At 36.3% G+C, this 24,855-nt stretch carries 28 protein-coding genes; 26 read left to right on the top strand and 2 right to left on the bottom strand.

Annotated features, from left to right (window positions below):
* Positions 1-71 precede the first annotated feature (71 nt).
* Genes gcvT through gcvPB form a run of 3 tightly spaced genes read left to right on the top strand, consistent with a single transcriptional unit; the run spans position 72 to position 3,999 of the window.
* Positions 72-1,187, top strand: coding sequence for a glycine cleavage system aminomethyltransferase GcvT (gcvT, locus tag BUB45_RS01245; RefSeq protein ID WP_073004381.1), 1,116 nt, complete (start codon positions 72-74; stop codon positions 1,185-1,187).
* A 12-nt stretch (positions 1,188-1,199) separates the two neighbouring features.
* Positions 1,200-2,549: an aminomethyl-transferring glycine dehydrogenase subunit GcvPA gene (gene gcvPA / locus BUB45_RS01240; protein WP_073004379.1), complete on the top strand. Its 1,350-nt coding sequence runs from the start codon at positions 1,200-1,202 to the stop codon at positions 2,547-2,549.
* Positions 2,542-3,999 carry an aminomethyl-transferring glycine dehydrogenase subunit GcvPB gene (gene gcvPB / locus BUB45_RS01235; RefSeq protein WP_073004377.1) on the top strand — a complete coding sequence of 486 codons (1,458 nt, stop codon included), beginning with the start codon at positions 2,542-2,544 and terminating at the stop codon, positions 3,997-3,999. Before gcvPA ends, gcvPB begins: the two co-directional genes overlap by 8 nt.
* Positions 4,000-4,492: 493 nt before the next feature.
* On the opposite strand, the gene BUB45_RS01230 is transcribed toward gcvPB, so the two are convergent.
* Positions 4,493-4,864, bottom strand: a complete 372-nt coding sequence (locus BUB45_RS01230) for a rhodanese-like domain-containing protein (protein ID WP_073004376.1) — start codon at positions 4,862-4,864, stop codon at positions 4,493-4,495.
* A gap of 228 nt (positions 4,865-5,092) precedes the next feature.
* On the opposite strand from BUB45_RS01230, the gene mntR reads away from it, so the two are divergent.
* Together mntR and BUB45_RS01220 are read left to right on the top strand one after the other, a co-directional pair.
* Positions 5,093-5,524, top strand: coding sequence for a transcriptional regulator MntR (gene mntR / locus BUB45_RS01225; protein WP_073004374.1), 432 nt, complete (start codon positions 5,093-5,095; stop codon positions 5,522-5,524).
* A 373-nt stretch (positions 5,525-5,897) separates the two neighbouring features.
* Positions 5,898-6,791: a patatin-like phospholipase family protein gene (locus tag BUB45_RS01220; protein WP_073004372.1), complete on the top strand. Its 894-nt coding sequence runs from the start codon at positions 5,898-5,900 to the stop codon at positions 6,789-6,791.
* An 81-nt stretch (positions 6,792-6,872) separates the two neighbouring features.
* Here the strand turns inward: BUB45_RS01220 and BUB45_RS01215 are convergent, their stop codons facing one another.
* A complete protein-coding gene (locus BUB45_RS01215) occupies positions 6,873-7,253 on the bottom strand; it encodes an SA1362 family protein (protein WP_073004370.1) in 381 nt (126 codons plus the stop codon).
* Between the two features lie 456 nt (positions 7,254-7,709).
* On the opposite strand from BUB45_RS01215, the gene BUB45_RS01210 reads away from it, so the two are divergent.
* From BUB45_RS01210 to BUB45_RS01110, 21 genes are all read left to right on the top strand, one after another.
* A complete protein-coding gene (locus BUB45_RS01210; protein ID WP_073004368.1) occupies positions 7,710-8,237 on the top strand; it encodes a YqhR family membrane protein in 528 nt (175 codons plus the stop codon).
* Positions 8,238-8,340: 103 nt separating this feature from the next.
* Positions 8,341-9,402 (top strand): M24 family metallopeptidase, encoded by a 1,062-nt coding sequence (locus BUB45_RS01205; RefSeq protein ID WP_073004366.1) that lies wholly within the window; start codon positions 8,341-8,343, stop codon positions 9,400-9,402.
* A gap of 13 nt (positions 9,403-9,415) precedes the next feature.
* Positions 9,416-9,973, top strand: a complete 558-nt coding sequence (gene efp, locus BUB45_RS01200) for an elongation factor P (protein ID WP_073004364.1) — start codon at positions 9,416-9,418, stop codon at positions 9,971-9,973.
* Positions 9,974-10,463: 490 nt separating this feature from the next.
* Positions 10,464-11,393 carry a stage III sporulation protein AA gene (gene spoIIIAA / locus BUB45_RS01195; RefSeq protein ID WP_073004362.1) on the top strand — a complete coding sequence of 310 codons (930 nt, stop codon included), beginning with the start codon at positions 10,464-10,466 and terminating at the stop codon, positions 11,391-11,393.
* The gene (spoIIIAB, locus tag BUB45_RS01190; RefSeq protein ID WP_073004360.1) at positions 11,390-11,902 is read left to right on the top strand and encodes a stage III sporulation protein SpoIIIAB; all 513 of its coding nucleotides are present in this window, start codon (positions 11,390-11,392) and stop codon (positions 11,900-11,902) included. Before spoIIIAA ends, spoIIIAB begins: the two co-directional genes overlap by 4 nt.
* Positions 11,903-11,922: 20 nt before the next feature.
* Positions 11,923-12,129, top strand: coding sequence for a stage III sporulation protein AC (spoIIIAC, locus tag BUB45_RS01185; protein WP_021291150.1), 207 nt, complete (start codon positions 11,923-11,925; stop codon positions 12,127-12,129).
* A gap of 6 nt (positions 12,130-12,135) precedes the next feature.
* Positions 12,136-12,528, top strand: a complete 393-nt coding sequence (gene spoIIIAD / locus BUB45_RS01180; protein ID WP_073004358.1) for a stage III sporulation protein AD — start codon at positions 12,136-12,138, stop codon at positions 12,526-12,528.
* A gap of 49 nt (positions 12,529-12,577) precedes the next feature.
* A complete protein-coding gene (gene spoIIIAE / locus BUB45_RS01175) occupies positions 12,578-13,762 on the top strand; it encodes a stage III sporulation protein AE (RefSeq protein ID WP_073004356.1) in 1,185 nt (394 codons plus the stop codon).
* 15 nt (positions 13,763-13,777) lie between these two features.
* Positions 13,778-14,398, top strand: coding sequence for a stage III sporulation protein AF (gene spoIIIAF / locus BUB45_RS01170; RefSeq protein ID WP_073004348.1), 621 nt, complete (start codon positions 13,778-13,780; stop codon positions 14,396-14,398).
* Positions 14,395-15,024: a stage III sporulation protein AG gene (spoIIIAG, locus tag BUB45_RS01165; protein WP_084723498.1), complete on the top strand. Its 630-nt coding sequence runs from the start codon at positions 14,395-14,397 to the stop codon at positions 15,022-15,024. The genes spoIIIAF and spoIIIAG overlap by 4 nt, the downstream gene beginning before the upstream one ends.
* Before the next feature lie 13 nt (positions 15,025-15,037).
* On the top strand, positions 15,038-15,619 hold the full coding sequence (locus BUB45_RS01160; RefSeq protein ID WP_073004347.1) for a SpoIIIAH-like family protein: 582 nt from the start codon (positions 15,038-15,040) through the stop codon (positions 15,617-15,619).
* A 585-nt stretch (positions 15,620-16,204) separates the two neighbouring features.
* Complete coding sequence (accB, locus tag BUB45_RS01155; RefSeq protein WP_073004345.1) at positions 16,205-16,690, top strand: acetyl-CoA carboxylase biotin carboxyl carrier protein; 486 nt, start codon at positions 16,205-16,207, stop codon at positions 16,688-16,690.
* A gap of 13 nt (positions 16,691-16,703) precedes the next feature.
* A complete protein-coding gene (accC, locus tag BUB45_RS01150) occupies positions 16,704-18,065 on the top strand; it encodes an acetyl-CoA carboxylase biotin carboxylase subunit (protein WP_073004343.1) in 1,362 nt (453 codons plus the stop codon).
* Between the two features lie 13 nt (positions 18,066-18,078).
* Positions 18,079-18,477, top strand: coding sequence for an Asp23/Gls24 family envelope stress response protein (locus BUB45_RS01145; RefSeq protein ID WP_073004342.1), 399 nt, complete (start codon positions 18,079-18,081; stop codon positions 18,475-18,477).
* 376 nt (positions 18,478-18,853) lie between these two features.
* On the top strand, positions 18,854-19,234 hold the full coding sequence (gene nusB / locus BUB45_RS01140; RefSeq protein ID WP_073004340.1) for a transcription antitermination factor NusB: 381 nt from the start codon (positions 18,854-18,856) through the stop codon (positions 19,232-19,234).
* Positions 19,235-19,376: 142 nt separating this feature from the next.
* On the top strand, positions 19,377-20,237 hold the full coding sequence (folD, locus tag BUB45_RS01135) for a bifunctional methylenetetrahydrofolate dehydrogenase/methenyltetrahydrofolate cyclohydrolase FolD (protein ID WP_073004339.1): 861 nt from the start codon (positions 19,377-19,379) through the stop codon (positions 20,235-20,237).
* Positions 20,227-21,579: an exodeoxyribonuclease VII large subunit gene (gene xseA, locus BUB45_RS01130; RefSeq protein WP_073004337.1), complete on the top strand. Its 1,353-nt coding sequence runs from the start codon at positions 20,227-20,229 to the stop codon at positions 21,577-21,579. Before folD ends, xseA begins: the two co-directional genes overlap by 11 nt.
* Positions 21,572-21,802 carry an exodeoxyribonuclease VII small subunit gene (locus tag BUB45_RS01125; protein ID WP_073004335.1) on the top strand — a complete coding sequence of 77 codons (231 nt, stop codon included), beginning with the start codon at positions 21,572-21,574 and terminating at the stop codon, positions 21,800-21,802. The genes xseA and BUB45_RS01125 overlap by 8 nt, the downstream gene beginning before the upstream one ends.
* Before the next feature lie 2 nt (positions 21,803-21,804).
* Positions 21,805-22,689 (top strand): polyprenyl synthetase family protein, encoded by an 885-nt coding sequence (locus BUB45_RS01120; protein WP_425303947.1) that lies wholly within the window; start codon positions 21,805-21,807, stop codon positions 22,687-22,689.
* Between the two features lie 697 nt (positions 22,690-23,386).
* Positions 23,387-23,962 carry a hypothetical protein gene (locus BUB45_RS01115; protein ID WP_073004334.1) on the top strand — a complete coding sequence of 192 codons (576 nt, stop codon included), beginning with the start codon at positions 23,387-23,389 and terminating at the stop codon, positions 23,960-23,962.
* 19 nt (positions 23,963-23,981) lie between these two features.
* Positions 23,982-24,809, top strand: coding sequence for a TlyA family RNA methyltransferase (locus tag BUB45_RS01110; protein ID WP_073004332.1), 828 nt, complete (start codon positions 23,982-23,984; stop codon positions 24,807-24,809).
* The last annotated feature ends 46 nt before the right edge of the window (positions 24,810-24,855 follow it).

Below are 24,855 nucleotides of genomic sequence, written 5' to 3'. Positions count from 1 at the left end.
ACAGAGATTTCATGAAAAACAATGAAATCTCTGTTTTTTGTACTATAGAAAGATTTAAGGGAGTGATCGGGATGAGTGAATTAAAGCAAACGCCTTTATATCCTATTTATGAAGAATATGGAGCTAAAGTTATTGATTTTGGCGGCTGGAACTTACCTGTTCAGTTTAAAGGCATTAAACATGAACATGAGGTGACGAGGACGAAAGCTGGACTATTTGATGTATCGCATATGGGGGAAATTGAAGTTAAAGGGCCAAAAAGTTTAGAATTTTTGCAACGAATGGTTACGAATGATGTGGCAAAACTAACGCCGAATCGGGCACAATATACGTTTATGTGTTATGAAGATGGCGGAACCGTTGATGATTTTTTAATTTATAAGCTAAAAGAAGACGACTACTTGCTTGTTGTAAATGCAGCAAACACAGATAAAGACTATCAATGGCTTCTTGACAATAATGATTATGTAGCGGAAGAGATTACTATTAAGAATGTTTCCAATTGTTATGCTCAGCTTGCTTTACAAGGTCCTCTTGCAGAAGAAGTATTGCAATCGCTCACATCAGCAGATTTATCGGCAATCCGCTTCTTTAGATTTGAGACAGATATCACTTTTACAGGGGTAGAAGAGCGAGCACTCGTATCTCGTACAGGGTATACAGGAGAAGACGGATTTGAAATCTATATACCTACAGCGAGTGGGATTGCACTATGGAAAGCAATTTTAGACGCTGGTAAAGAAAAAGGCGTGGAACCAATCGGATTAGGCGCTAGAGATACATTACGATTTGAAGCGGGTTTACCTTTATATGGTCAAGAATTATCTCCAGAGATTACGCCGATAGAAACTGGGTTATCATTTGCAGTAAAGGTAAATAAAGCAAATGACTTCATTGGTAAACATGTATTACAGCAGCAAATGGAACAAGGTGCAAAGAGACAACTTGTTGGTTTAGAAATGCTTGATAAAGGCATTCCAAGAACGGGTTACGAAGTTTATGATGGCGAAACAAAAGTAGGATTCATTACTTCAGGAACGCAATCACCAACATTTCAAAAGAATTTGGGTCTTGCTTTAGTAAGCACTGCTTCTGCAGAACTTGGAACTGTGCTTTTCGTCCAAGTAAGAAAGCGCCTATTAAAAGCAAGAATAATAGAAACACCTTTTTATAAACGTGAAAGGTAGGGGGGCAAACCAATGGAATTTCGCTATTTACCTATGACAGAAGAGGATAAACAAGCCATGTTAGCTAGTATTGGTGTCAAAGACTCAGAGGAGCTTTTTTCCGATATACCAAGCAATGTACGTCTAAATCGACCAATGGATTTAAAAAAACCTGCTAATGAAGTGGATTTGAAAAAAGAATTGGCACAACTAGCAAATAAAAATGCAAATTTAAAGCAATACACAAGCTTTTTAGGGGCTGGTGTTTATGATCACTTTATTCCATCTGTTGTCGATCATGTTATTTCCAGATCAGAATTTTATACAGCATATACACCGTACCAACCAGAAATTTCGCAGGGGGAGCTACAAGCCATTTTTGAATTTCAGACGATGATTTGTGAACTAACAGGTATGGATGTGGCTAATTCCTCTATGTATGATGGTGGAACTGCTCTGGCGGAAGCTGTTAATTTAAGTGCTGCACAAACAAAGCGTAAAAAGATATTAGTTTCTACTGCTGTACACCCTCAGTATCGTATGGTAATTGAAACGTATGCAAAAGGTCCAAATTTGGAGATCGTCTACATTGATACAAAGGAAGGAAAAACAGACGTAGAACAATTAAAAACAGCATTGGATGAGGAAACAGCAAGTGTCGTTATACAGTATCCAAACTTTTTAGGTCAACTAGAACCGATGGAAGAAGTGCAACAGTTGCTTGAAAACCAAAAGAAAACGATGCTTATAACATCAAGTAATCCATTAGCTTTAGGTTATTTAACACCGCCTGCAGCATTCGGTGCAGATATTGTAGTAGGGGATACACAAGTATTCGGTATTCCTGCGCAATTTGGTGGGCCGCATTGTGGTTATTTTGCAACTACAAAAAAGCTTATGCGAAAAGTTCCAGGTAGACTAGTAGGACAAACTACGGACGAGGATGGTGTTAGAGGATTCGTTCTTACATTACAGGCAAGGGAACAGCATATTCGTAGAGATAAGGCTACCTCTAATATTTGTTCCAATCAAGCATTAAACGCGCTTGCGAGTGCAGTTGCGATGAGTTCCATTGGAAAACATGGACTAAAAAAAATGGCAGCTTTGAACATGAAAAAAGCACGTTATGCGATGAAAAAACTGGAGGAATCAGGACTTTCAACGGTTCATAATGGTGCATTTTTCAACGAGTTTATTATTCAATTGGATAAGCCTGTTGCAGAAATTAATGAGCAATTACTTAAAAAAGGGATCATTGGAGGATATGATCTGGCAAAAGATTATCCTGACATGAACGGACATATGCTTATAGCTGTTACGGAAAACAGAAGTATGAAAGAAATAAATCAATTTGTCAAAGAATTGAGGGATATTCATGGCTAATCGAGACTTTCCATTAATTTTTGAACGTAGTAAAACTGGCAGAACGGGGTATAGTTTACCAGAGTTAGATGTACCTGATATAGATTTAGAAGCAGAATTGCCAAAATCGTATATTCGAACAGAATCACCAGATCTCCCTGAAATTAGCGAGCTCGATTTAATGCGTCATTATACAGCTCTATCGAATAGAAATTATGGTGTAGATTCCGGTTTTTATCCATTAGGATCTTGCACGATGAAGTATAACCCTAAAATTAACGAAGATGTTGCACGGATGGATGGCTTTAGTCATATTCATCCAAATCAACCCGAAAGCAGTGTGCAAGGGGCAATGGAAATGATGTATGACTTGCAAACGGCGTTGTCAGAGATAACTGGAATGGATGAAGTTTCTTTACAATCTGCTGCAGGTGCTCAAGGCGAATGGACTGCTTTAATGATGATTCGTGCTTTCCATGAAGCAAATGGAGATTTCCATCGCACAAAAGTGATTGTTCCTGACTCAGCTCACGGTACAAACCCAGCTTCAGCAACCGTTGCCGGATTTGAATCGGTAACAGTGAAATCTAATGACAAAGGGCTTGTTGATTTAGAAGATTTGAAAAGGGTAGTCGGCTCTGATACTGCTGCATTAATGCTAACAAACCCAAACACATTAGGCTTATTTGAAACAGAAATTGAAGCAATGGCGCAAATTGTTCATGAAGCTGGTGGAAAGTTATACTATGATGGAGCAAATTTAAATGCCATTATGGGTTATGCGCGTCCAGGTGATATGGGATTTGATGCTGTCCACTTAAATCTTCATAAAACATTTACAGGTCCTCATGGTGGCGGAGGCCCAGGATCTGGCCCAGTTGGCGTGACAGAAGAGCTAAAACCATTTTTACCAAAACCCATATTGGAAAAACGAGGAGCAGCTTATCGATTTAATCATGATCTCCCTCAATCAATCGGGAGGGTAAAGCCTTATTACGGTAACTTTGGGATTTATTTACGTGCTTATACGTATATTCGTACGATGGGTGCAGAAGGTTTGAAGAAAGCAAGCGAGTATGCGGTAATAAATGCAAATTACTTGATGAGGCAATTACAAGAAGAATATGATTTACCGTTCGATCAACATTGTAAGCATGAGTTTGTCCTCTCTGGTAGACGTCAGAAAAGATTGGGTGTACGTACATTGGATATTGCTAAACGGTTGTTAGACTATGGCTATCATCCACCTACCATTTACTTCCCTCTAAATGTGGAAGAAGCGTTAATGATGGAACCAACAGAAACAGAAGCAAAAGAAACGTTAGATGGATTTATTGAGGCAATGAAGCAGATTGCTACTGAAGCAAGAGACGAACCTGAGTTAGTACAAGAAGCACCGCATGAAACAATTGTTAAACGGATGGATGAAACCACAGCTGCTAGAAAGCCGATTTTACGGTATGAAAAATAGGAAACCTTAATTGATAACTTTCAAAAGGTATTAAAAGTTTGTTTAAATACTCCCCTTAAAGAAGAGAAGATGAAAACTTTCGCTATCTGTGGGGAGTATTTATGCCGAGTATGAAGTGCTGTGAAATTTCCATCAAGAATAAATGAATGGATGTGTGCTGGACAAGCTTAAACAGGAGATAACTAAACTAAACTAAACTAAACTCTTTTCAAACGTTGTCTTTAGATCATCCTCTTGCATGAAAGAAAAATATAAGATTTTAAGAATTATAATATAAGTAAAACGACTTCGCTCAACTGGCATAAAGACTTGGCGACAAGCCAGGTTTTTCTAATAAATTCAAAGAAATAAATAGGCCATTTTATGTTGAGAAATAACTAATTAAATGGCTTTAACTCTATCGTCCATAGAGCTAAAGCCGTTTAATAGATGCTATTCTTCCTTTTTTTAAAAGAGAAAGCAGTTTTATTGTATTGTGGATTTTGCTAGAGAGTTAAGATTGCTTAATCTTTCCTGTCCATTTTTTAAAACCGCCTTTTAACACGTTAATGTTCTTATACCCTTTTTTATGCAATAGTTGCGCAGCTCTAGCAGCTCTTGAACCGCCTTGACAATACAGGTAAACAGGCTTGTCTGTACGCAATTCCACTAGTCTTTGTTTCATTTGCGTAACTGGTATATTCCTTGCTCCTAGAATATGTCCACGTTTAAACTCTTGTGGTTCTCGTACATCAATTAACTGCGCTTTACGATAACCTTCACGAAATTGATCTTCAGTTAATGTTTTTAAATACATACGTTGTCTGAAAAACCGAAATATAAGAAAGGCTGCAAGAACAACGATGAGTATTGCTAAAAATTCCATTATTTTTCCCCCGTCTTTCACATTTGTACAGTTTCTATTATAGGTGGTTTAGAGCTATTTTTCAAAAGTTATACGATGGTTTGATTTTGAAATGGGTTGGAAGGGTGAAAATAAATACAATATATGATAAGTTATTATAGCTTGTTTCCTATTCATAAATCATGTATCCTTATAATAGAAACAATTTTGCCTTAGATAAAAAATTATTCTTGAAACGGAGGAACTGATATGCCTACACCAAGCATGGAAGATTATATAGAGCAGATTTATAACTTAATGGAATCAAAAGGATATGCACGTGTTTCTGATATTGCAGAGGCATTAGAAGTACACCCATCTTCAGTAACAAAAATGGTACAAAAATTAGACCGCGATAATTACTTGAATTATGAGAAATATCGAGGCTTTATTTTAACAGCTAAAGGAAAAAAAGTTGGAGAGAGATTGGTTTTCCGTCATGACCTACTAGAAGAATTTTTGCAAATTATAGGAGTAGATCATGAAAATATTTATAATGATGTAGAGGGGATTGAGCACCATTTGAGTTGGAATTCCATTGATCGAATTGGTGATGTTGTCAATTATTTTAAAGAAGATAAAGCTCGAGTAGAAGAACTAAAGCGCACGCATCATGAAGCAGAATTGGAAGGCAATTCATAAATCGTTTTTTTACCTAAACTGGAAAGCCTTCATTTAAAAAATAATCTTTAAGAGGTTCTATTTTTGCACTTCACTGCTTATTTATAAAACTAAAAGCGTGTGTTCATAAACAAGGTTAAAAAAGCATAAAATTTTTAGGGTTTATAGTATAAGAAAAAATCTACAGCTTCCGCCATATGACTTGGCGACAAGCCAAGTTTTTCTATCAAGTGAGTATGAAGGTAGTGTGTGAAGATGTACATCTGCATCAGTAGTTAGAGATTACCTTCACGAATTTTTGTAAAAACCATCTATGGAGGAAAAAACGTGCGACGTTTTAATTACCTTTTTTTGAACCACCGCTTATAAAAGTGATGAAGGGGAGATTACGCGTATGCAAATAGATGGTGTATTTTCTGGTGGTGGAGTGAAGGCTTATGCTTTTATTGGTGCAGTGAAAAAAATAGAAGAAAAAGGTCTTACGATGGAGCGTGTTGCAGGTACTTCAGCGGGAGCGATCATTGCTTCTTTATTAGTGGCAGAGTACAAGCATAAAGAGATAGAAGCTTTTATGGAAGAGTTGGATTTAAAAGATTTCTTAGACCCCCCAAAATTGGCTAAATGGCTTCCTTTTACAAAATGGTTGTTTTTATATTTTCAATTAGGGATTAATAAAGGGAATAAATTAGAAAAATGGATCGCAGAAAAATTAGCAGCAAAGCAAATTTTTACTTTTCAAGATATTAAAGCCGGTTATTTAAAAGTCGTTGTTAGCGATATATCTTTAGGTAAGCTTGTTGTTATCCCTGATGATTTAGAAAGAATATATGGTATACCTCCAGAGGAATTTTCTGTAGCTAAAGCTATTCGAATGAGTGCAGGCTTTCCATATTTTTTCATGCCGCAGAAATTGAAAGGGGGTAAACAAGAGAAAAGCTTGATCATTGACGGAGGTCTTTTAAGTAATTTTCCGCTTTGGATATTTGAAAAGAAACCTCATAAACGAACCCGCCCAATTATCGGTGTCAAATTAACTACTACCCCAACCCAAGAATTAAAACCTCGTAAAATAAAAAATGCATTACACATGTTTCATGCTTTGTTTCTTACAATGAAAGAAGCGCATGATGCGCGTTACATCTCTACGTCGGAAGCAAAAAACATTGTTTTTATTTCTGTGGAAAATATTGAAAGTACTGATTTTTATATCAATAAAACCGCCAAAGCAGCACTTATTCAAGCGGGATATGCGTATACAGAAAAGTTTCTTGAACGTTGGCCTAAGTAGTTTCGATTTCCTTGTAAATAGTGTTACCAACTATGAACTATAAAAAGGTGAACTGAGAAAAAAGGAAAGATCGTGCGCGTTTTAAAAAGACGCACGATCTTTCCTTTTGTGTTTGTTACCTTCAATAACTCGTAAATGAGCTGCCCGCTTATGTTTTTTCTTTCGGAGTGTAGGGTTGGTTGGTTGTTGCTTTGTAGCGTTTGCTTTGTATGCTGGTTTCTGTTGGTGGTATTTTGCTTTAGACTGCTTAACAGCTTGTTTATATTTCTTCATTTCATTCGAAGAACTCTTTTTTCGAATAAACACAAAATAGATAATCGCAAATAGAATGACCCCAAATCCGATGGAAATGAACATGTTATTGATTAAATTCCCAGGGTTTGTAAATAGTTGTGTTAATAGTCCAATAGTAGCTAAACCGATAATCATATACACAGCAATGGAAATAGATTTTCGCTTCATTACGCGTCCTCCTATCTATGTTTATCATACAACTTCGCACAATTTACTGATTCTAAAGCTTAAACGTCTTTAATCGTAGCGACACTTCTAAAAAAAGCTTCTGAATTCGGCACACTGGAAGTGGAAGGTATGGTATGACATGTTATTTACACGGTAATAAAAATATAAATTTTTTAGGCTTATAGTATAAGTGAAACAAAGGCTTAGTGGTAAGTCACGTATTTACGCTGCCTGCTCATTAATCAAATAAGTCTGTCATGTATAGCTTTTCCTTCTTTTTAATATAATATTCATCTATTTTAAATGAAACGAACTAAAAATGTAATTATATCTATACTTTTATTTTACTGCATTAACAAGGAAATAACTAGAGAAAAATAGGTAAATTGCATGACCATATATTACAGGGATGGCTTTACTTTGTTTCGGTAATACTACATATAGGAGGTGTTCAAATTGAATAAACAAGATCAACATTTAGAGCAAAATAAACATGAAACGCCAATGACTATTTTGTCTAGATCCTTGCTAACAGGCTTTGTTGGAGGTTTAATTTGGAGTACGTTTGCGACAATATTATACTACTTTAATTTTTCTCAAATAGCTCCAAAATCATTTATATTGAGCTCATGGCTACAAGCGGAATGGATTGATACATGGCTAGGCACGCTCATAACTATTATCGCAATAGGCGTCATTTCAATAGCAGTAGCCTTCGTTTATTATTTATTGTTTCGAAAAATGAGTTCGCTTTGGATGGGAGTGGTATTTGGGGGGGTGCTTTGGGGAGTTGTTTTTATCATCATGAACCCCATATTTTCAAACGTACCATCTGTACAAAAATTAAATCTAGACACTATCGTCTCCACGCTTTGTGTTTATGTGCTTTATGGAACATTTATTGGCTATTCCATATCCTATGATTATCAAGATCTGCAGCGTGTTAAAGATGACACAACACAAACAGAAATGTCGCAGAAATAGGCTTGGTTATCAGCAGGTTATATTATTCAAATGGTGCTGTTTATGATAAACTGTATACAGTCGATTTTCCTGTGGAAAATATAGAAGATGAAGGGATGAGAAAATGAGTAAGCTTACCAAATTAAGACAGGCGCTAGAAGCGAAGAAATTAGATGGTATCTTGATTTCGAGTGGAATAAATCGTCGCTATATGACTGGTTTTACTGGTACTGCGGGTGTTGCTTTAATTAGCTTAACAGATGCTCGGTTTATTACTGATTTTCGTTATACAAATCAAGCAAATGAACAAATCGCTGATTTTACAGTAGTGGAACATAAGCAGGGATTAAATGAAGAAATAAAACAACAGCTAAAAAATATGGGCATTAAGAAACTGGGTTTTGAACAAGATCATGTTACATATAGTGAGTACACAACGTTTAACGACACATTTGAAGTCGAACTAATTCCTGTAAACAATATGGTTGAATCTTTACGTATCTTTAAAACAAACGATGAATTAGCTATCATGAAAAAAGCTGCCAAAATAGCAGATGATGCATTTGACCATATTCAATCTTATATTAAGCCTGGTGTAAGAGAAATAGATATTTCTAATGAATTGGAGTTTTTTATGCGTAAGCAAGGCGCGACTTCATCAAGCTTCGATATTATCGTAGCTTCTGGATATCGTTCTGCCTTACCACATGGTGTTGCCTCGAATAAAAAAATCCAATCTGGGGAACTAGTGACAATGGATTATGGTGCATTATATCAAGGCTATTGTTCTGATATTACTCGTACTGTAGCAGTAGGGGAAATTAATGACCAATTACATTCCATCTACCATATTGTTCTAGAGGCTCAATTACGTGGAGTAACCGCTATTAAACCTGGGGTTACTGGTAAAGAAGCAGATGCAGCAACGAGGGATTATATAAAAGAAAACGGATATGGAGAATTTTTCGGTCATTCAACTGGACATGGACTAGGTATGGAAGTTCATGAAGCTCCTTCGTTGTCATTTAAATCTGAAAAGCCCTTAGAAAAGGGGATGGTTGTTACTGTAGAACCAGGTATATACATCCCAGAAGTCGGTGGATGCCGCATTGAAGATGATGTAGTCTTAACTGAAACAGGAAATGAACGACTAACTTTGGCACCAAAAGAATTAATTCAGTTATAACAGGAGGCAGACAATGATTTCAGTGAACGATTTTAAAACAGGATTAACAATAGAAGTAGACAATGGTGTTTGGCAAGTAATGGAATTTCAACATGTAAAGCCTGGTAAAGGAGCTGCCTTTGTTCGTTCAAAACTTCGAAACCTGCGTAATGGTAATATACAAGAAAGAACATTTCGGGCAGGAGAAAAAGTAAGTAAAGCGCATATTGAAACGAAGAAGATGCAATACTTATATGCTTCTGGTGATGCGCATGCTTTTATGGATACAAATACGTATGAACAGATAGAGCTTTCCAGCAGCCAAATTGAACATGAATTAAAATTTATGAAAGAAAATATGGAAGTTTCTATTGTAACTTATGAGGGTGAAGTACTAGGTGTGCAGCTTCCAAATAACGTGGAATTAGAAGTTGTGGAAACAGAACCAGGTATTAAAGGTGATACAGCAAGTGGGGGTTCGAAACCAGCTACTTTAGAAACAGGACATACAGTACAAGTACCATTTTTTATTAATCAAGGAGACGTTTTGGTTATTAATACATCAGACGGAAAATATGTATCAAGAGCGTAAAAAAAGCAGCCTGTGGTAGGCTGTTTTTTTTACGCTAGAGCCAGATACAAGGCGTGGGGGGAGAAAAACCTCCGCGCCTTGTTTCGTATCCCTTTTAGGTACTAGGATGGCAGTTTAAACTTATTTAGCTCACACCTTCTAACTCTTGAGGTAGCAGATGCTTAGGCATTTCTTATGTAGGCTGACAATAATATAAGCGAAGTAGTTCTAACAGACATGCTTCAACATAGATTAGTAAATAAAATATTATCTGAATATAGAATAAATAAAATTAATTTCAGCCTATTAAAATAAATATAGTCATAGCAAAACTGTGGTAAGCGAAGTTGTCGTATGTCCTTCCTCATACGTTGTTCGTTATCTTATCATTCTATATATTTTAAAATTGAAACATTTTACTCTATCTTATCATTTACAATTAAGTCATATTCCTTCTATTTGCGCATACATTTACTAATAAATGAAATTCAAAAAGTGAGGGAAGAGGCTAATGATTGAAATAAGCAGACTTTTTCCTGAACGATTACAAAAAGAGATAGAATGCGCACTTACGAATAGATGGGAAACATTGCAAGAAATTAGACTAAGGTTACAGCAACCAATTGAACTTATTTTTAATCATTCCTATGAGCACCTTTCTTCTCTAGTTCCGGACAAGCGTGATTTTGTGCATATTATTCAGCAGTTAAGTGACTACTCTTTATATCGAATGGAAGAAGAATTACGAGAAGGATATATGACTATTGAAGGAGGACATCGAGTAGGTCTGGCAGGGAGAGTAAACACTTTAAATGGATCTGTAAAGGCGATCCAGTATATTACGTTTTTAAACATTCGAATTGCTAAACAAAAGCTTGGGGCTGCTAATAAGCTCATGCCGCACCTATATCATAATGGGTATATGAATACGTTAATTGTTGGTGCCCCACAAACTGGAAAAACTACGCTTATTCGCGACATAACAAGGATCATCTCCAGTGGATGGAAACATATTTCACCATGCAAAGTTGGAGTTATCGATGAACGTTCCGAAATTGCTGCTTCTATTAAAGGAATACCGCAACACAATTTAGGATTGCGAACAGATGTGATGGATGCTTGTCCAAAAGCAGAAGGAATGATGATGATGATTCGATCTATGTCACCTGAAGTTTTAATTGTCGACGAAATTGGCGGTAAAAAAGATGTTGAGGCATTGTTAGAAGCCCTTCATGCAGGTGTTGTTGTGATATGTTCTGTACATGGATACTCATTAGAAGAATTGAAACGTCGCCCTGGCGTGCAAGCATTACTTGAGAAAGGAATTTTTAACCGCTTTGTTCTTCTTCATCAAAAGTCTCCGTTGCAATACACATATACAATTTTTGATTCGAATCATAGGAATTTATCGTATGCAAAAATGGAGGGGTACGCAACATGATTTGGGTAGGAGCAATGTTATTTATTGCTACAACAACGTGGATTGGGTTTGAATGGAGTAATCGACTCGCTAATCGTCCTAAGCATATAAGGCAAGTGAAAAATGCCTTACAAATACTTGAGGCTGAAATGATGTATAGCCATTTACCACTTCAAGATGCTTTTTACACAATCCAAAAGCAGACACCATTTCCAATCCACGCATTTTTTGACCGCTTGTATAAAAACATGAACTATGAGAGTAAAGATTTTCAAGTTGTCTGGGAGAATAGTTTAGAAACATTTATGGATATATCGTGTCTTGGAAAAAACGAGAAAGAAATATTGCTTCAATTTGGACAAACACTTGGAAAACATGATTTTCTCCAACAGCAAAAGCATATTCAACTGGCAGCCAGTCATTTGGAAAGGGAGCTGGAAGCCGCTAATGAACAGTATCAAAGATACGGGAAAATGGCAAAAAGTTTAGGTGTATTATGTGGTGTGTTTATCGTATTGTTGCTTTTATAGTGTGAAAGGAGTTCTTCCCTATGTTTACAGACGCGACGATTTTATTTCAAATTGCTGGAATTGGCATTATTGTTGCTTTAATCCACACCATTTTAAAGCAAATGGGTAAGGAAGAAATTGCCCAGTTTGCCACATTAATTGGCTTTATTATTGTTCTTGTATTAGTCATTGATGGACTATCAGATCTCTTTCAGCAGATTAAATCTGTTTTTCTTTATCAAGGGTAGTGTGTAATGGATATTTTACAAATTGTAACATTGGGTCTAGTAGCTAGCTTGCTTTACATCATTTTAAAAAATGTTAATCAGACATTTGCATTTTTTGTCGTTTTACTTACAGGGATAGTTATTTTCCTTTCTATCATACAACAAATCAATCATATATTTCAGTTGATTCAAACATTAGGTGCAAAAGCTCAAGTAGATGGAATGTACTTGGAAACCATTTTGAAAATAATCGGCATCGCTTATATTGCTGAATTGGGAGCAAATATTACAAAAGATGCAGGATTAAATTCCGTAGCCAATAAAATTGAACTTGCAGGAAAATTATTTATTTTGTTACTGGCTATACCAATAATCACTGCAGTAATAGAAGCAATTTTACAATTTATACCTACTGTATGAAATGTATTGTAGTACGAGAAATAAACCTAGGAAGGAGTTTTTATCGTGCATGAATGGTAAACAAATAGGGATCATTCTTATATGTACTTTCGTTATTTGCCTTCTGGGTTATGAAAAAGTTATAGCAGAAACGACATCTAATGAATCAGACACTGTACAAACTAACATGCTAGAAGAAATTTCTTTGGAGGGAGTACAAGCATATTGGGGTAAGTTAGTAAATGAATATGGTGGATATTTACCAGAACTCGAAAAAACAAGTGTATATGAATTTATTAAAAATCAAGATTCTTTGTCACCTCAATCTATTATTATTGGTATTCTAGAATTCTTATTTCATGAACTAATTTTAAATGGGAAATTATTAGGCTCTCTTTTAATGTTAACTTTATTTTCGGCAATGCTACAGACGATGCATAATGCATTTGAGACAAGTACCGTAAGTAAAGTCGCTTACTTTGTTGTATATATCGTGCTCATTTTTCTGGCTTTAAATAGCTTCTATTCAGCAGTGACTTACACCAAAGATGCGATAGATACGATGAGTAGTTTTATGATTGCTCTCTTACCTTTAGTCTTAGGGTTAATGGCTTCATTTGGGAATATTGTGGCAGTTTCTTTTTTTCATCCCATTATTATCTTTCTTATTCATGCAGGTGGTCTCATCGTTGCTAATTTTGTTTTGCCGCTCTTGTTTTTATCGGCTTTGTTAGTGATAGTCAGTAGCTTAACAGAGCACTATAAGGTAACGCATTTAGCAAATCTATTTAAATCCATTGCAGTTGGCACCTTAGGTGTATTCTTTACCATTTTTCTAAGCATCATGTCAGTACAAGGAACAGCAAGTGCCATTCAAGATGGGGTAGTGATGAAAACAACAAAATTTATAACCGGAAACTTTATACCAGTTGTAGGTCGTACGATGACAGATGCCGCAGATACGATATTAAGCGCATCCCTATTGTTAAAAAACGCAATTGGAATTGTAGGGTTAATTATTATACTGTTTATCGCTTTGTTTCCGGCATTAAAAATCTTTGCAATTGCAGTAATTTATAAAGTTGCTGCCGCAATTTTACAGCCGATTGCGGATGGGCCAGTTATTACCACATTGAATACAATTAGTAAATATATTGTTTTTATTCTTGCGTGTTTACTAGCAGTATCATTTATGTTTTTTTTGGCAATTGTCATCATCATTGCAGCTAGTAATGTAACTTTGCTCTTAAGATAGGGGGGCGGGCTTAAATTGCAAATAGTTATTGACTGGGTCACTCAAATCATTCTATTTATCCTGCTAGCTACGATCATAGATTTAGTTATTCCCGCTAATTCCATGAAAAAATACATGAAGCTCGTCGTCGGACTTATCCTTATATTAATTTTGTTAAAGCCTATATTTTATATTTTTCAAATTGATGTCCAACGTGCAGTGGAAAGCTCTCTATCAGGTGTTTTTGAAGAAATGAATCAAAATAAATCTCTAGATAATGCCATTAAAACACAAAAAAATGAAATAGAAGCTACACAAGATGCATATATTTTAGAACAAATGGCTGTCCAATTAAAAGAAATAGCAAAAGATCCACTTCACGAAGCGTTTCAAACAGAAATTACAGATATCCAATTTCAGTTTGCAAATGGAAAAGATAAGTCATACGAAAATTTGGATAAAGTCATTGTGTATGTGAATGAATTAAAAAATGGGGAGGGAGCAGTGCGAAACGTTGATAATGTAGTAATTTATTCAGACAGCCCAGATGTATCTAAAGAAAATAACGAATTGAAGGACATAGAGAATAAGCTATCCGAACTATGGGAAATGGAGCAAAAAAAGCTACTTTTACAATGGGAGGGAGGGGCACCTTGATAGAGAAATTAAAAGAATTTTTTCAAAAAGATGGAAAAAAACCACCTAAAAAATGGAGCTATATGATCATTTTAGCCTTAGTCAGTGTAATGTTGTTAATTATTGGTAATATCTTTTCGACTTCATCAGAAACAGATATGGAAGAGCCGATCCAACAGCCAACGGAACAGGTAAGTGAACCGAATTCAAAAGAAACAGCATCTCCAAAGGAGGCAACAACGTCAAATATCGAAGAGCTGGAATCCGTTTATACAAAGGACTTACAAACATTGATAAATAAAATCCAAGGCGTTAGTGAAGCTGAAGTCATGGTCAATTTGGAATCTACAAGTATTAAAGTATATGAGAAAAACTTAATTAAAGGGCAACAGACTACTGAAGAAACGGATACGAATGGGGGAACTCGAGAAATTGAAGATGGTACGGAAGAAACACAAACAGTTTTAGTACGGCAAGGTGAAAAGGAGGTCCCTTTACTCATTCAAACGAAAAAGCCGGAAGTCAGAGGAGTATTTGTTGTAGCTAAGGGAGCTGATCATGCCACAGTAAAAAAATGGATTGTCGAAGCTGTTTCCCGTGTCTTAGATGTGCCAACCCACCGAGTGTCTGTAATGCCAAAGAATTAGGGGAGGAATTTAAATGTTAAAAAAACAAACCGTGTGGCTATTAACAATGCTAAGTTTAATGATTTTATTAAGTGTTTATTATATGACTTCGCCTGATAGTGAAGATTTAGCTTATATCAATGATGGACAAGAAAATGCGAAGGAGGAAGAAGCGGTTCCAACTGACTCAGAAGCTAATGATGATGCCGAAGTAGATGAGATTTCTAATGTAGGGCAAGATGAATTATTTACGACAATTCGTATGGAGTTACAAGATAAACGTAACATGGAAAAAGAGAGATTAACCGATATCGTTGCTTCGAGCTCCGCTAGTTCTGTTGAAAAGGATGAAGCTTTACAAGAAATTGATGCAATGGAAGACTTGGCATCAAAAGAAAAGATTTTGGAAGAAACGATTGTAGCTTCTGCCAACTACGAAGATGTACTTGTTCGATCTGAAGATGATAGTGTAACCGTTCAAGTGAAGGTTGAAGAAAATCTTCCAAAATCAGAAGCTGTTTCCATTATTCAAATGGTCAAAGATGAATTAGGAGATAAAAAAGTAAATGTATCGTATTTGCCTTCTCAAGGAGAAACGAAAAAAGATACAGAATAAATGATTGAAATCCGGGGAAGCCCGGATTTTTTTATCGTCTAGGAAATTATAAAATTTAGCAGCTGTGGATAAACTTACTAAGTTATTTAGCCACGTCCGGCTCCAGCGCCCAGCAACTAGGCTACTTCACGAAATCGCCCTACGATAAGTCATCATCGGTTCGTTCCTCACCGTGATTCCTTTATCTCAGTTGATTCGTTCCAGTCGCTACGTTGCTGAACGGGCGCTTTCGCCTTTGTTCTGCTATAAAATAAAGGCTTATAGTTATATAAAAGCTACAGTCAGTTAAGTGCTCGCATTTTCTTATTACTAATCGTGTCTCCGACTAATAAGGAGCCATTCATCATAAAAACGTCTGTTAAGGTAAGTTGTACCAATAGGCAGCGCTCCCTAGGGAGTAGTAATCGGACTGACTCGCTTTTCATTCGCTTTCCATTTTTAGTTTGTTATAATAAAAATACAAGCCATTTGTATGACATCTCTTCATAATATATCTTGAAGTTTGTTTATCATTTATCGTAAAATATTAACAGGAGTTATTAGTACCTAATAATAAGCTAGAAAATGAAGGGGTGCCTTGAATATATGTTAAATGTACAAGAAATCCAGGAATTAATAAGGTTAATTGATCAAACGTCTATTGAAGAATTTAAGTATGAAACAAGCGGAGCTTCTATTTCATTAAAAAAATCTTCTACAAATGGACAAGTACAGCCTAAAAATATACCTGAACAAAATGTATCTGAAACAGTAGCGCAGATAGAATCAGAAAAAGCGAGTGGAGAAAATACACAAGATGCATCTTCCCAAAAAGAAAGCACAGTAGATTATGATCATGAAATTGTTTCACCTATGGTAGGAACATTTTATGCAGCTCCATCCCCAGAGAAAGAAAACTTTGTTTCAATAGGTAGTAAAGTTGATAAGTCAAGCGTTGTTTGTATTGTTGAAGCAATGAAATTATTTAATGAAATTGAAGCAGAAGTTGAAGGTGAGATTGTCGAAATATTAGTAGAAAATGGTGAGTTGGTAGAATATGGTCAGCCGCTATTTCGAGTTAGTACAAAGTAAGGGGATGTAAAGTGTGATAAAAAAACTGCTGATCGCAAATAGAGGGGAAATTGCTGTTCGAATTATTCGAGCTTGTAAAGAGATGGATATTGAAACAGTAGCTGTATTCTCCCAAGCTGATAGTGAAGCTCTTCATGTGCAATTGGCTGATGAAGCTTATTGTATTGGGCCAACTCAAAGCAAGGATAGCTACTTAAATTTTACAAATATCATGAGTATAGCTACGCTGACAGGTGTAGATGCTATTCATCCAGGTTATGGCTTTTTAGCAGAGAATGCCGATTTCGCTGAAATATGCCGTGCATGTAATATTACTTTTGTTGGTCCTACGCCTGAGGCCATTCAAAAAATGGGAATAAAAGACGTAGCTAGGCAAACAATGGAAGCAGCTAATGTTCCTATCGTTCCGGGTTCAGATGGAATCATCCATGATGTAGAAGAAGCAAAAGAAATTGCTAATCAGATCGGTTATCCAATCATCATTAAAGCAACTGCTGGTGGTGGCGGGAAAGGAATACGAGTAGCGCGAAACGAGGAAGAATTAACGAAAGGGGTAGATATAACTCAAAAAGAAGCAGAGACTTCTTTTGGTAACGCGGGTGTTTACCTCGAAAAGTATATTGAAGATTTCCGACATGTGGAAATCCAAGTTTTAGCTGATAGACATGGGAATGTTATCCATCTTGGTGAACGGGATTGCTCCATTCAACGTAGGTTGCAAAAACTTGTAGAAGAGGCGCCATCTCCAGCAATCACTCCAGAAATCCGGGAAAAAATGGGAGAAGCTTCGGTCAAAGCTGCAAAAGCTGTAGGCTATGAAGGCGCTGGAACTATTGAATATATTTTTGATCGCAAAACACATCAATTTTATTTCATGGAGATGAATACACGCATACAAGTCGAGCACCCTGTGACAGAATTAATTACTGGTATTGATTTAATAAAAGAACAGATCAAGATTGCCGATAACGAAGTATTAGCATATTCTCAGTCTGACATTTCTTTTAACGGATGGGCGATAGAATGTCGTATTAATGCTGAAAATCCCTTTAAGAATTTTATGCCTTCAGCTGGAAAGGTTGATATGTACTTGCCACCTGGGGGTCTAGGGGTTCGAGTAGATGCTGCTGTTTACCCAGAGTATCGAATACCTCCTTATTATGATTCAATGATTGCTAAATTGATAACGTACGGTAAAACTAGAGAAGAAGCAATTCATCGAATGAAAAGAGCTTTGGATGAGTTTATTGTTGAAGGTGTGCATACGACAATACCATTTCATCATAAAATTATGGAGCACCCCGTTTTTATAAATGGTGACTTTAATACAAAATTTCTTGAAGAAAACCCTATAACGCAAGACGAAGATGAATAAAGGAGTTGAGTGTATGAGTGAACAACCGTTATTAAACGTAAGTGATGACAGTTTAGGTAAGGTCGAGATTGCGCCAGAAGTCATTGAAGTTATTACAGGTTTAGCCGCTTCAGAAATAGATGGACTTTACGCTATGCGAGGAAACTTTGCCTCTGGTGTAGCTGAACGGTTTGGTAAGAAGGCACATAGTAAAGGGGTAAAAGTAGAATTAACAGAAAACGGAATTGTTATTGATTTATATGTCATTTTGCAATTTGGTGTATCTATTCCACATGTGGCGCAGTTGTTACAAACAAATATTAGACAAACTTTGAAAAATATGACTGCGTTAGAAATTGATGAAATCAATGTTCACGTTGTTGGCATTCAAATGGATTCTCCAGAAGAAGCAACGGAAAAAACAAACAGTTAAATCTTTTTTGTAGTGATAATTCTATTAGAAAGCCCTTCATGAAAAATATGTTCTCATGAAGGGCGTTTTCTTCTGCTATAGGGAAGTATATAGGAGTATAGCATATTTTCGCCAGAACTTGGCGTAGGTCAGGTTATTTCGTAGTGTCCCAATATTTGGTTCGTAAAAGATAAAATTTTTAAAAAATAATATAGTTAACAGGGTAACGTAACCCTGTTTTTCACAAATGTTCGACAATATTTTAGCTCTTCCAATAGAGTTTTGTTGGAAAATAGTATGATGCATTTTGGATATAGCAATTAAAGGTTGATTGTAGCGTTGCTATTGGAATCGTGTTATGATTTTGGGAGAGATGAACTAAAGGAGTTAGTAAGGAATGAATAGACATGAAGCTAGAAAGAAGGCATTGCAAATCATATTTTCTATTGACATGAATGAAATACAATCCTTTCATGAAATGGAACATCTGGATGAACAAGTAAGAAAGGACGCCTTTTTAAATTTACTTGTAAACGGAGTAATAAACTATAAAATAGAAATCGATAAAATCATTAGTGAGAAACTAGAGAATTGGAGCTTAGAACGGATTGCGTCTGTTGAAAAAGCAATATTGCGGATTGCAGTTTTTGAAATACGCTACGTAGAAGATATTCCTGTAAGTGTTTCTATTAATGAAGCCATTGAGTTAGCAAATACGTTTGGGGATGAAAAATCTGGTAAATTTATTAACGGTGTATTATCACGCATTAGTGAGTAACCATCACCAAGCCTATTATAAACACCCTTAAATCAGTATTTGTTATAGTTGGAAAATGATGGTTCAGATAATTCCTCGTAACTTTAATCTTGTTTGATTGGTAGTAAAGCGGTTTTTATAAAATTTGAAGGGGGTAGTTGCATTGTCTGCAGAAATTATTAACGGGAAAGATTTGTCATTAGCACTAAAGGAAGAAATGAAAAAGGAAGTAGATACGTTGAAAACAGGTGGTATTCATCCTCAACTTACTGTTATCCTTGTTGGGGATCACCCTGCATCTCGATCCTATGTGAATGGAAAGGAAAAAGCCTGTGGTGAAACGGGAATAGGCTCTCATATTATTGAATTACCAAAAACAGTAAGCGAATCAGATCTTTTGAAGGAAATACATAGGCTAAATGGTGATACAAATGTCCATGGGATACTTGTGCAGTTACCATTACCAGTTCATATCGATGAACAAAAGGTAATAGAAACTATATCTCCTGAAAAAGATGTAGATGGCTTCCATCCAATTAACATTGGTAGAATGATGACAGGAATGGATACATATTTGTCATGTACACCATACGGAATTATAACGATGCTTCGCTCAAAAAATATTTCTATAGCAGGAAAACACGCGGTTGTTATAGGAAGGAGTAATATTGTTGGAAAGCCAGTGGCACAACTGTTGATAAACGAAAATGCCACAGTAACCACTTGTCATTCTAAAACAGAAAACCTGAAGCAATTTACACGAATCGCTGATATCCTTGTTGTTGCTGTAGGAAAAGCGAATATGATTGATGCTAGTTATGTTAAAGAAGGAGCTACCGTGATTGATGTAGGGATGAATCGTTTAGAGAACGGAAAATTAACCGGTGATGTAGATTTTGACTCTGTACAAGAAAAGGCATCATTTATAACTCCTGTTCCTCGTGGAGTAGGTCCTATGACGATCACTATGCTTTTAAAGAACACGATTAAAGCAGCAAAAAGGTTGGAGAACCGTGAAGGATAATTATCTAACTGTTACGGCATTAACTAGATATATTAAACGCAAGATGGATGTGGATCCCCATTTACGCCAAGTATGGCTTCGAGGTGAGATTTCCAACTTTAAACACCATTCTAGAGGACATATGTATTTAACAATTAAAGATGATCGATCACGAATTCAAGCAGTAATGTTTGCAGGCAATAATCGCTCATTAAAATTTCAACCTGAAAATGGAATGAATGTTTTAATTAAGGGAGAAATTAGTGTTTTTGAAGCATATGGGCAATATCAACTATATATTCAACAAATGGAACCAGACGGTATTGGCGCGCTGTATGTTGCTTTTGAGCAATTAAAAGAAAAGTTAGAGAAACAAGGGTACTTTGATCATTATGTCAAAAAAAATATCCCTCCATTACCAAAAAATATTGGTATTATTACGTCGCCAACAGGAGCAGCTGTAAGAGATATTATTACAACCATTAAACGACGCTATCCTATTGTTGAGTTAACGGTCATTCCAGCATTAGTTCAAGGAGAAGCAGCTGCTCGCTCCATTAAACAGGCCATTGAAATTGCCAATCAAAAGGGAGACTTTGACCTGTTAATTGTTGGAAGAGGCGGCGGATCGATTGAAGAGCTTTGGAGTTTTAATGAAGAAATAGTGGCGAAAGCTATTTTTCATTCTAACATTCCTATCATTTCTGCGGTTGGGCACGAGACGGATACGACAATAAGTGATTTTGTAGCTGATTTACGAGCCCCAACCCCTACGGCTGCTGCAGAAATTGCTGTACCGTCGAGTCAAGATCTTAAAGATAAGATTGTTACACTAAAACGCATGGCGACGAAAGATATGCAAGAAAAATGGAAACAACAGCAAAAACACCTTTTTAGACTTAAACAGTCATATGCTTTTCGCTACCCTTATCAGTTGCTGAAACAAAAAGAACAAGAATTAGATGGGAAAATAGAGCAATTACAAAAAGCGATGTTACATACGATGGAAGCAAGTAATAAGTCCTACGAGCACTTATGGGCTCGGTTCACCGTTCAACATCCTGGAAAACAAGTAGAAAGAGGAAAACAACAGCTTCAACAATTAGTGAAACAACAATATATGGTAATGAAACAACTACATACAGACAAGGTAAAAAAACTTCATAATGAAATGGATAAATTAAGCTTGCTTAATCCATTAGCAATAATGAAGAGGGGATTTTCTATTCCTTATACAAGTACAGGACAGATTATTAAGTCTGTGCATGCTGTTGAACGGGAGGATGCGATTTCTTTACGTTTAGCAGATGGACTTTTAAAGTGTAAAGTTATAGAAACAAAGGAGGAGAGCCAAAATGACTGAGGAAGAATTATCATTTGAAGAAGCGATGCAACAGTTAGAGGAAGTTGTAGAAAAGCTGGAAACAGGAGACGTTCCTTTAGAAAAGGCAATTAGCTATTATCAAGATGGCATGAAGCTGTCGAAACTTTGTACGGATAAGTTAAACCAAGTAGAAGAAAAAATGACCAAAATTATGAACGAACAGGGAGAATTAGAAGGATTCCCACTTCAGGAGGAAGAATAAACGTGGAACGAACGATGGAGATGTATTTAGAGGAAAAAAAACAATTCATAGACAATGCTTTAAAAAAGTATATGCAAGCTTTACAAGTTCCTCCTGCATTAAAGCAGTCAATGACTTATTCAGTAGAAGCTGGCGGTAAACGGTTAAGACCAATATTATTACTTGCAAGCTATGAAGCGTTTCAAAAGGATATAACTGTAGCTTTAAGTTCGGCTGCAGCACTAGAAATGATTCATACGTATTCATTAATTCATGACGATTTACCCGCAATGGATGATGATGATTATCGTAGAGGTAAATTAACCAATCATAAAGCCTTTAGTGAGGCTACAGCTGTATTAGCTGGCGATGCTTTGTTGACCTACAGCTTTGAAATAATAAGTAAAGATGACAAACTTACAGCTGTTCAAAAAGCAGAATTAATAGCGCTATTGGCTGAGTCGAGCGGTCCTAAAGGCATGGTCGCTGGACAGATTTTAGATATGGAAGCAGAAGATAAAGCGATTACTTTACAAGAACTTGAACGTGTACATACTTTAAAAACAGGTGAGTTACTTCGCTACGCTGTCTATGCAGGAGCATACCTAGGAGGGGCTACAGAGAAGCAATTGCACGCATTACAACTTTTTGCTTCTTATTTAGGGCTTATTTTTCAAGTTCAAGACGATATATTGGATGTTACTGGTGACGAATTAAAGCTAGGTAAACCGGTAGGTAGTGATGCGCTTAATTTAAAGAGTACGTACCCAAAATTGCTTGGTATAGATGGTGCTATTGAGAAAAAAGAACAATATCTTCTTAAAGCAAAAGAATCTCTGCAAGCTGCAGGCATAGAAAATTCTAATTTGATGGATTTAGCCATTTATTTTGGTCAAAGAGATTATTAACCCATAGTTTTTTTCTAAAATATATGATATAATTTATGTAGAATAAGGAATGGTGCAGTATTCTAGTCAGTTCTCCGTACCTGAAGGCGAGCCTAAAAATTCGCCAAAGGGCACATCGATGAAGTTCCTTGTGCAGGCTTGAGGCGCCCAGCTTTGGGTCTGTGCTGGGAGTTAAGGTTATCGGGCGATCCACAAAGGCATGTGGGCGTTGACCCGATTTCCGCGGAGGCCCATCTCTGTAGTAATAGCTAAGCCTAGTTGTCATTATGGAATGGGGTATGAACCTGCAGTAGACGGTAAGGGACACCTAATATGCAGCGTAGCCTGCCTTGAGTGGTGACTGAGGGGATTAGGGCAATAAAACATAAAATTAGGTGGCCACTAATTTTATGTTGTAATCTCTATGAAATCAGCACTGCAAAAGAGGCTAGGGGACGGTTAAGAACTGCTGAGGAAATCTCCTAGACTGTTCATTCGACATTTAAAAGGGATTATAGTGTGGACTAAGTGGTAATCCAGTCTAGCTCTTGGTGACAAAGCTAAGATGGTTTTAAAGGGGAACCACCTTTGTGGTAACACGGGGTAACCATTTGGGAAAACCTACTGGACCTAAGCCGCAGTTTTTACCTTTTAAATGACCATTCCTGTTATACATAGTATAAAATAGCGTAAAAGTATTAAAATAATGAGGTATGAAATGAAATCACATGTAAAACGATCGATTAAATTTAGTTTAACTATTGCCGTTATCACTTTTGTGTTAGCGGCTATTTTTTCAGTTATATCTTCTTCAATATTAAGTGGTGTTGCCTGGTTTATCGGCCTTTTTATTGTATTTGTTATCGTTTTCGTTGGTGTTATTTTTGATATGTTAGGTATAGCATCGACAGCAGCTAATGAGGCTCCATTCCATGCGATGGCTGCAGAAAAAGTAGCTGGGGCAAAAGAAGCAGTGATTATTATTAGAAATGCCGATCGATTTGCCAGTTTTTGTAATGATGTTATTGGTGATATTTCTGGAATTGTAAGTGGAACGGCTTCAGCAATTGTAGTACTGCAAATGGCCAATATTTTAGGTCATGGTGAGGGTTCTTCCATTCAAATTATCATTTCTGTAGTGCTAACAAGTGTTGTCGCCGCCCTAACAGTTGGTGGAAAAGCAATGGGCAAATTTTTTGCGATAAATGCTTCAACGAAAATCATTTTTTTTGCGGGAAAAGTCATTTCTATTATGGAAAATAAATTTAAAATAAGCGTACTACCTAAAAATTAACAAAAGGGAATTTGACTGTATGAGTAAAAAGAGACTTGATGTGTTATTAGTAGAAAAATCACTTGCCACTACAAGAGAAAAAGCAAAGCGTTTAATTATGGCTGGACTTGTGTTTGCTGGTCAACAAAGATTAGACAAGCCAGGAATGCAAGTGGATGAATCGATAAATTTGACGGTAAAAGGAAAATTAATACCTTATGTTGGACGTGGAGGTTTAAAGCTCGAAAAAGCGCTAAAGACTTTTTCGCTTACAGTAACAGATAAAATTGTAATGGACATAGGTTCATCTACTGGTGGCTTTACAGATTGTGCATTGCAGAATGGTGCATCCTTATGCTATGCCATTGATGTTGGTTATAATCAGCTTGATTGGAAACTCAGAAATGATGACCGGGTTATTGTAATGGAACGAACAAATTTTCGTTATGTTACGGTGGATATGCTGGTAAACGGTAAACCAAATTTTGCTTCTATTGATGTTTCATTTATTTCACTACGTTTACTTTTACCAGTCTTAAAGCATTTATTGGAAAATAACAGTGATGTTGTTGCACTAGTTAAACCACAATTTGAAGCAGGAAAAGAGCAAGTAGGCAAAAAAGGAATTGTTCGAGACAGTCGTGTGCACCAAGCTGTTTTAAGACAGATTATTGACTTTGCATTGCAAGAAAAATTCCAGGTATTTGATTTAACTTTTTCTCCTATAACTGGAGGAGATGGGAATATCGAGTTTTTGTTGCATTTAGGTTGGGAAAAACATAGACCATCTCCTAAAGCTTTTTCTGATTTCGAAATTAAGAGCTTAGTTTCTGAAGCACATGAAGCATTGGCTCGAAAAAAACAATAACTAATCTTAACATTTTTAGCACAGCGTAAGAGGCATGATCTAAGTG

Origin of the sequence: Virgibacillus chiguensis (assembly GCF_900129865.1) — a bacterium.
Classification (GTDB): domain Bacteria; phylum Bacillota; class Bacilli; order Bacillales; family Amphibacillaceae; genus Virgibacillus; species Virgibacillus chiguensis.
The sequence above is the reverse complement of the archived record's forward strand: the minus strand, read 5'-3'. Positions and strand labels throughout refer to the sequence as shown.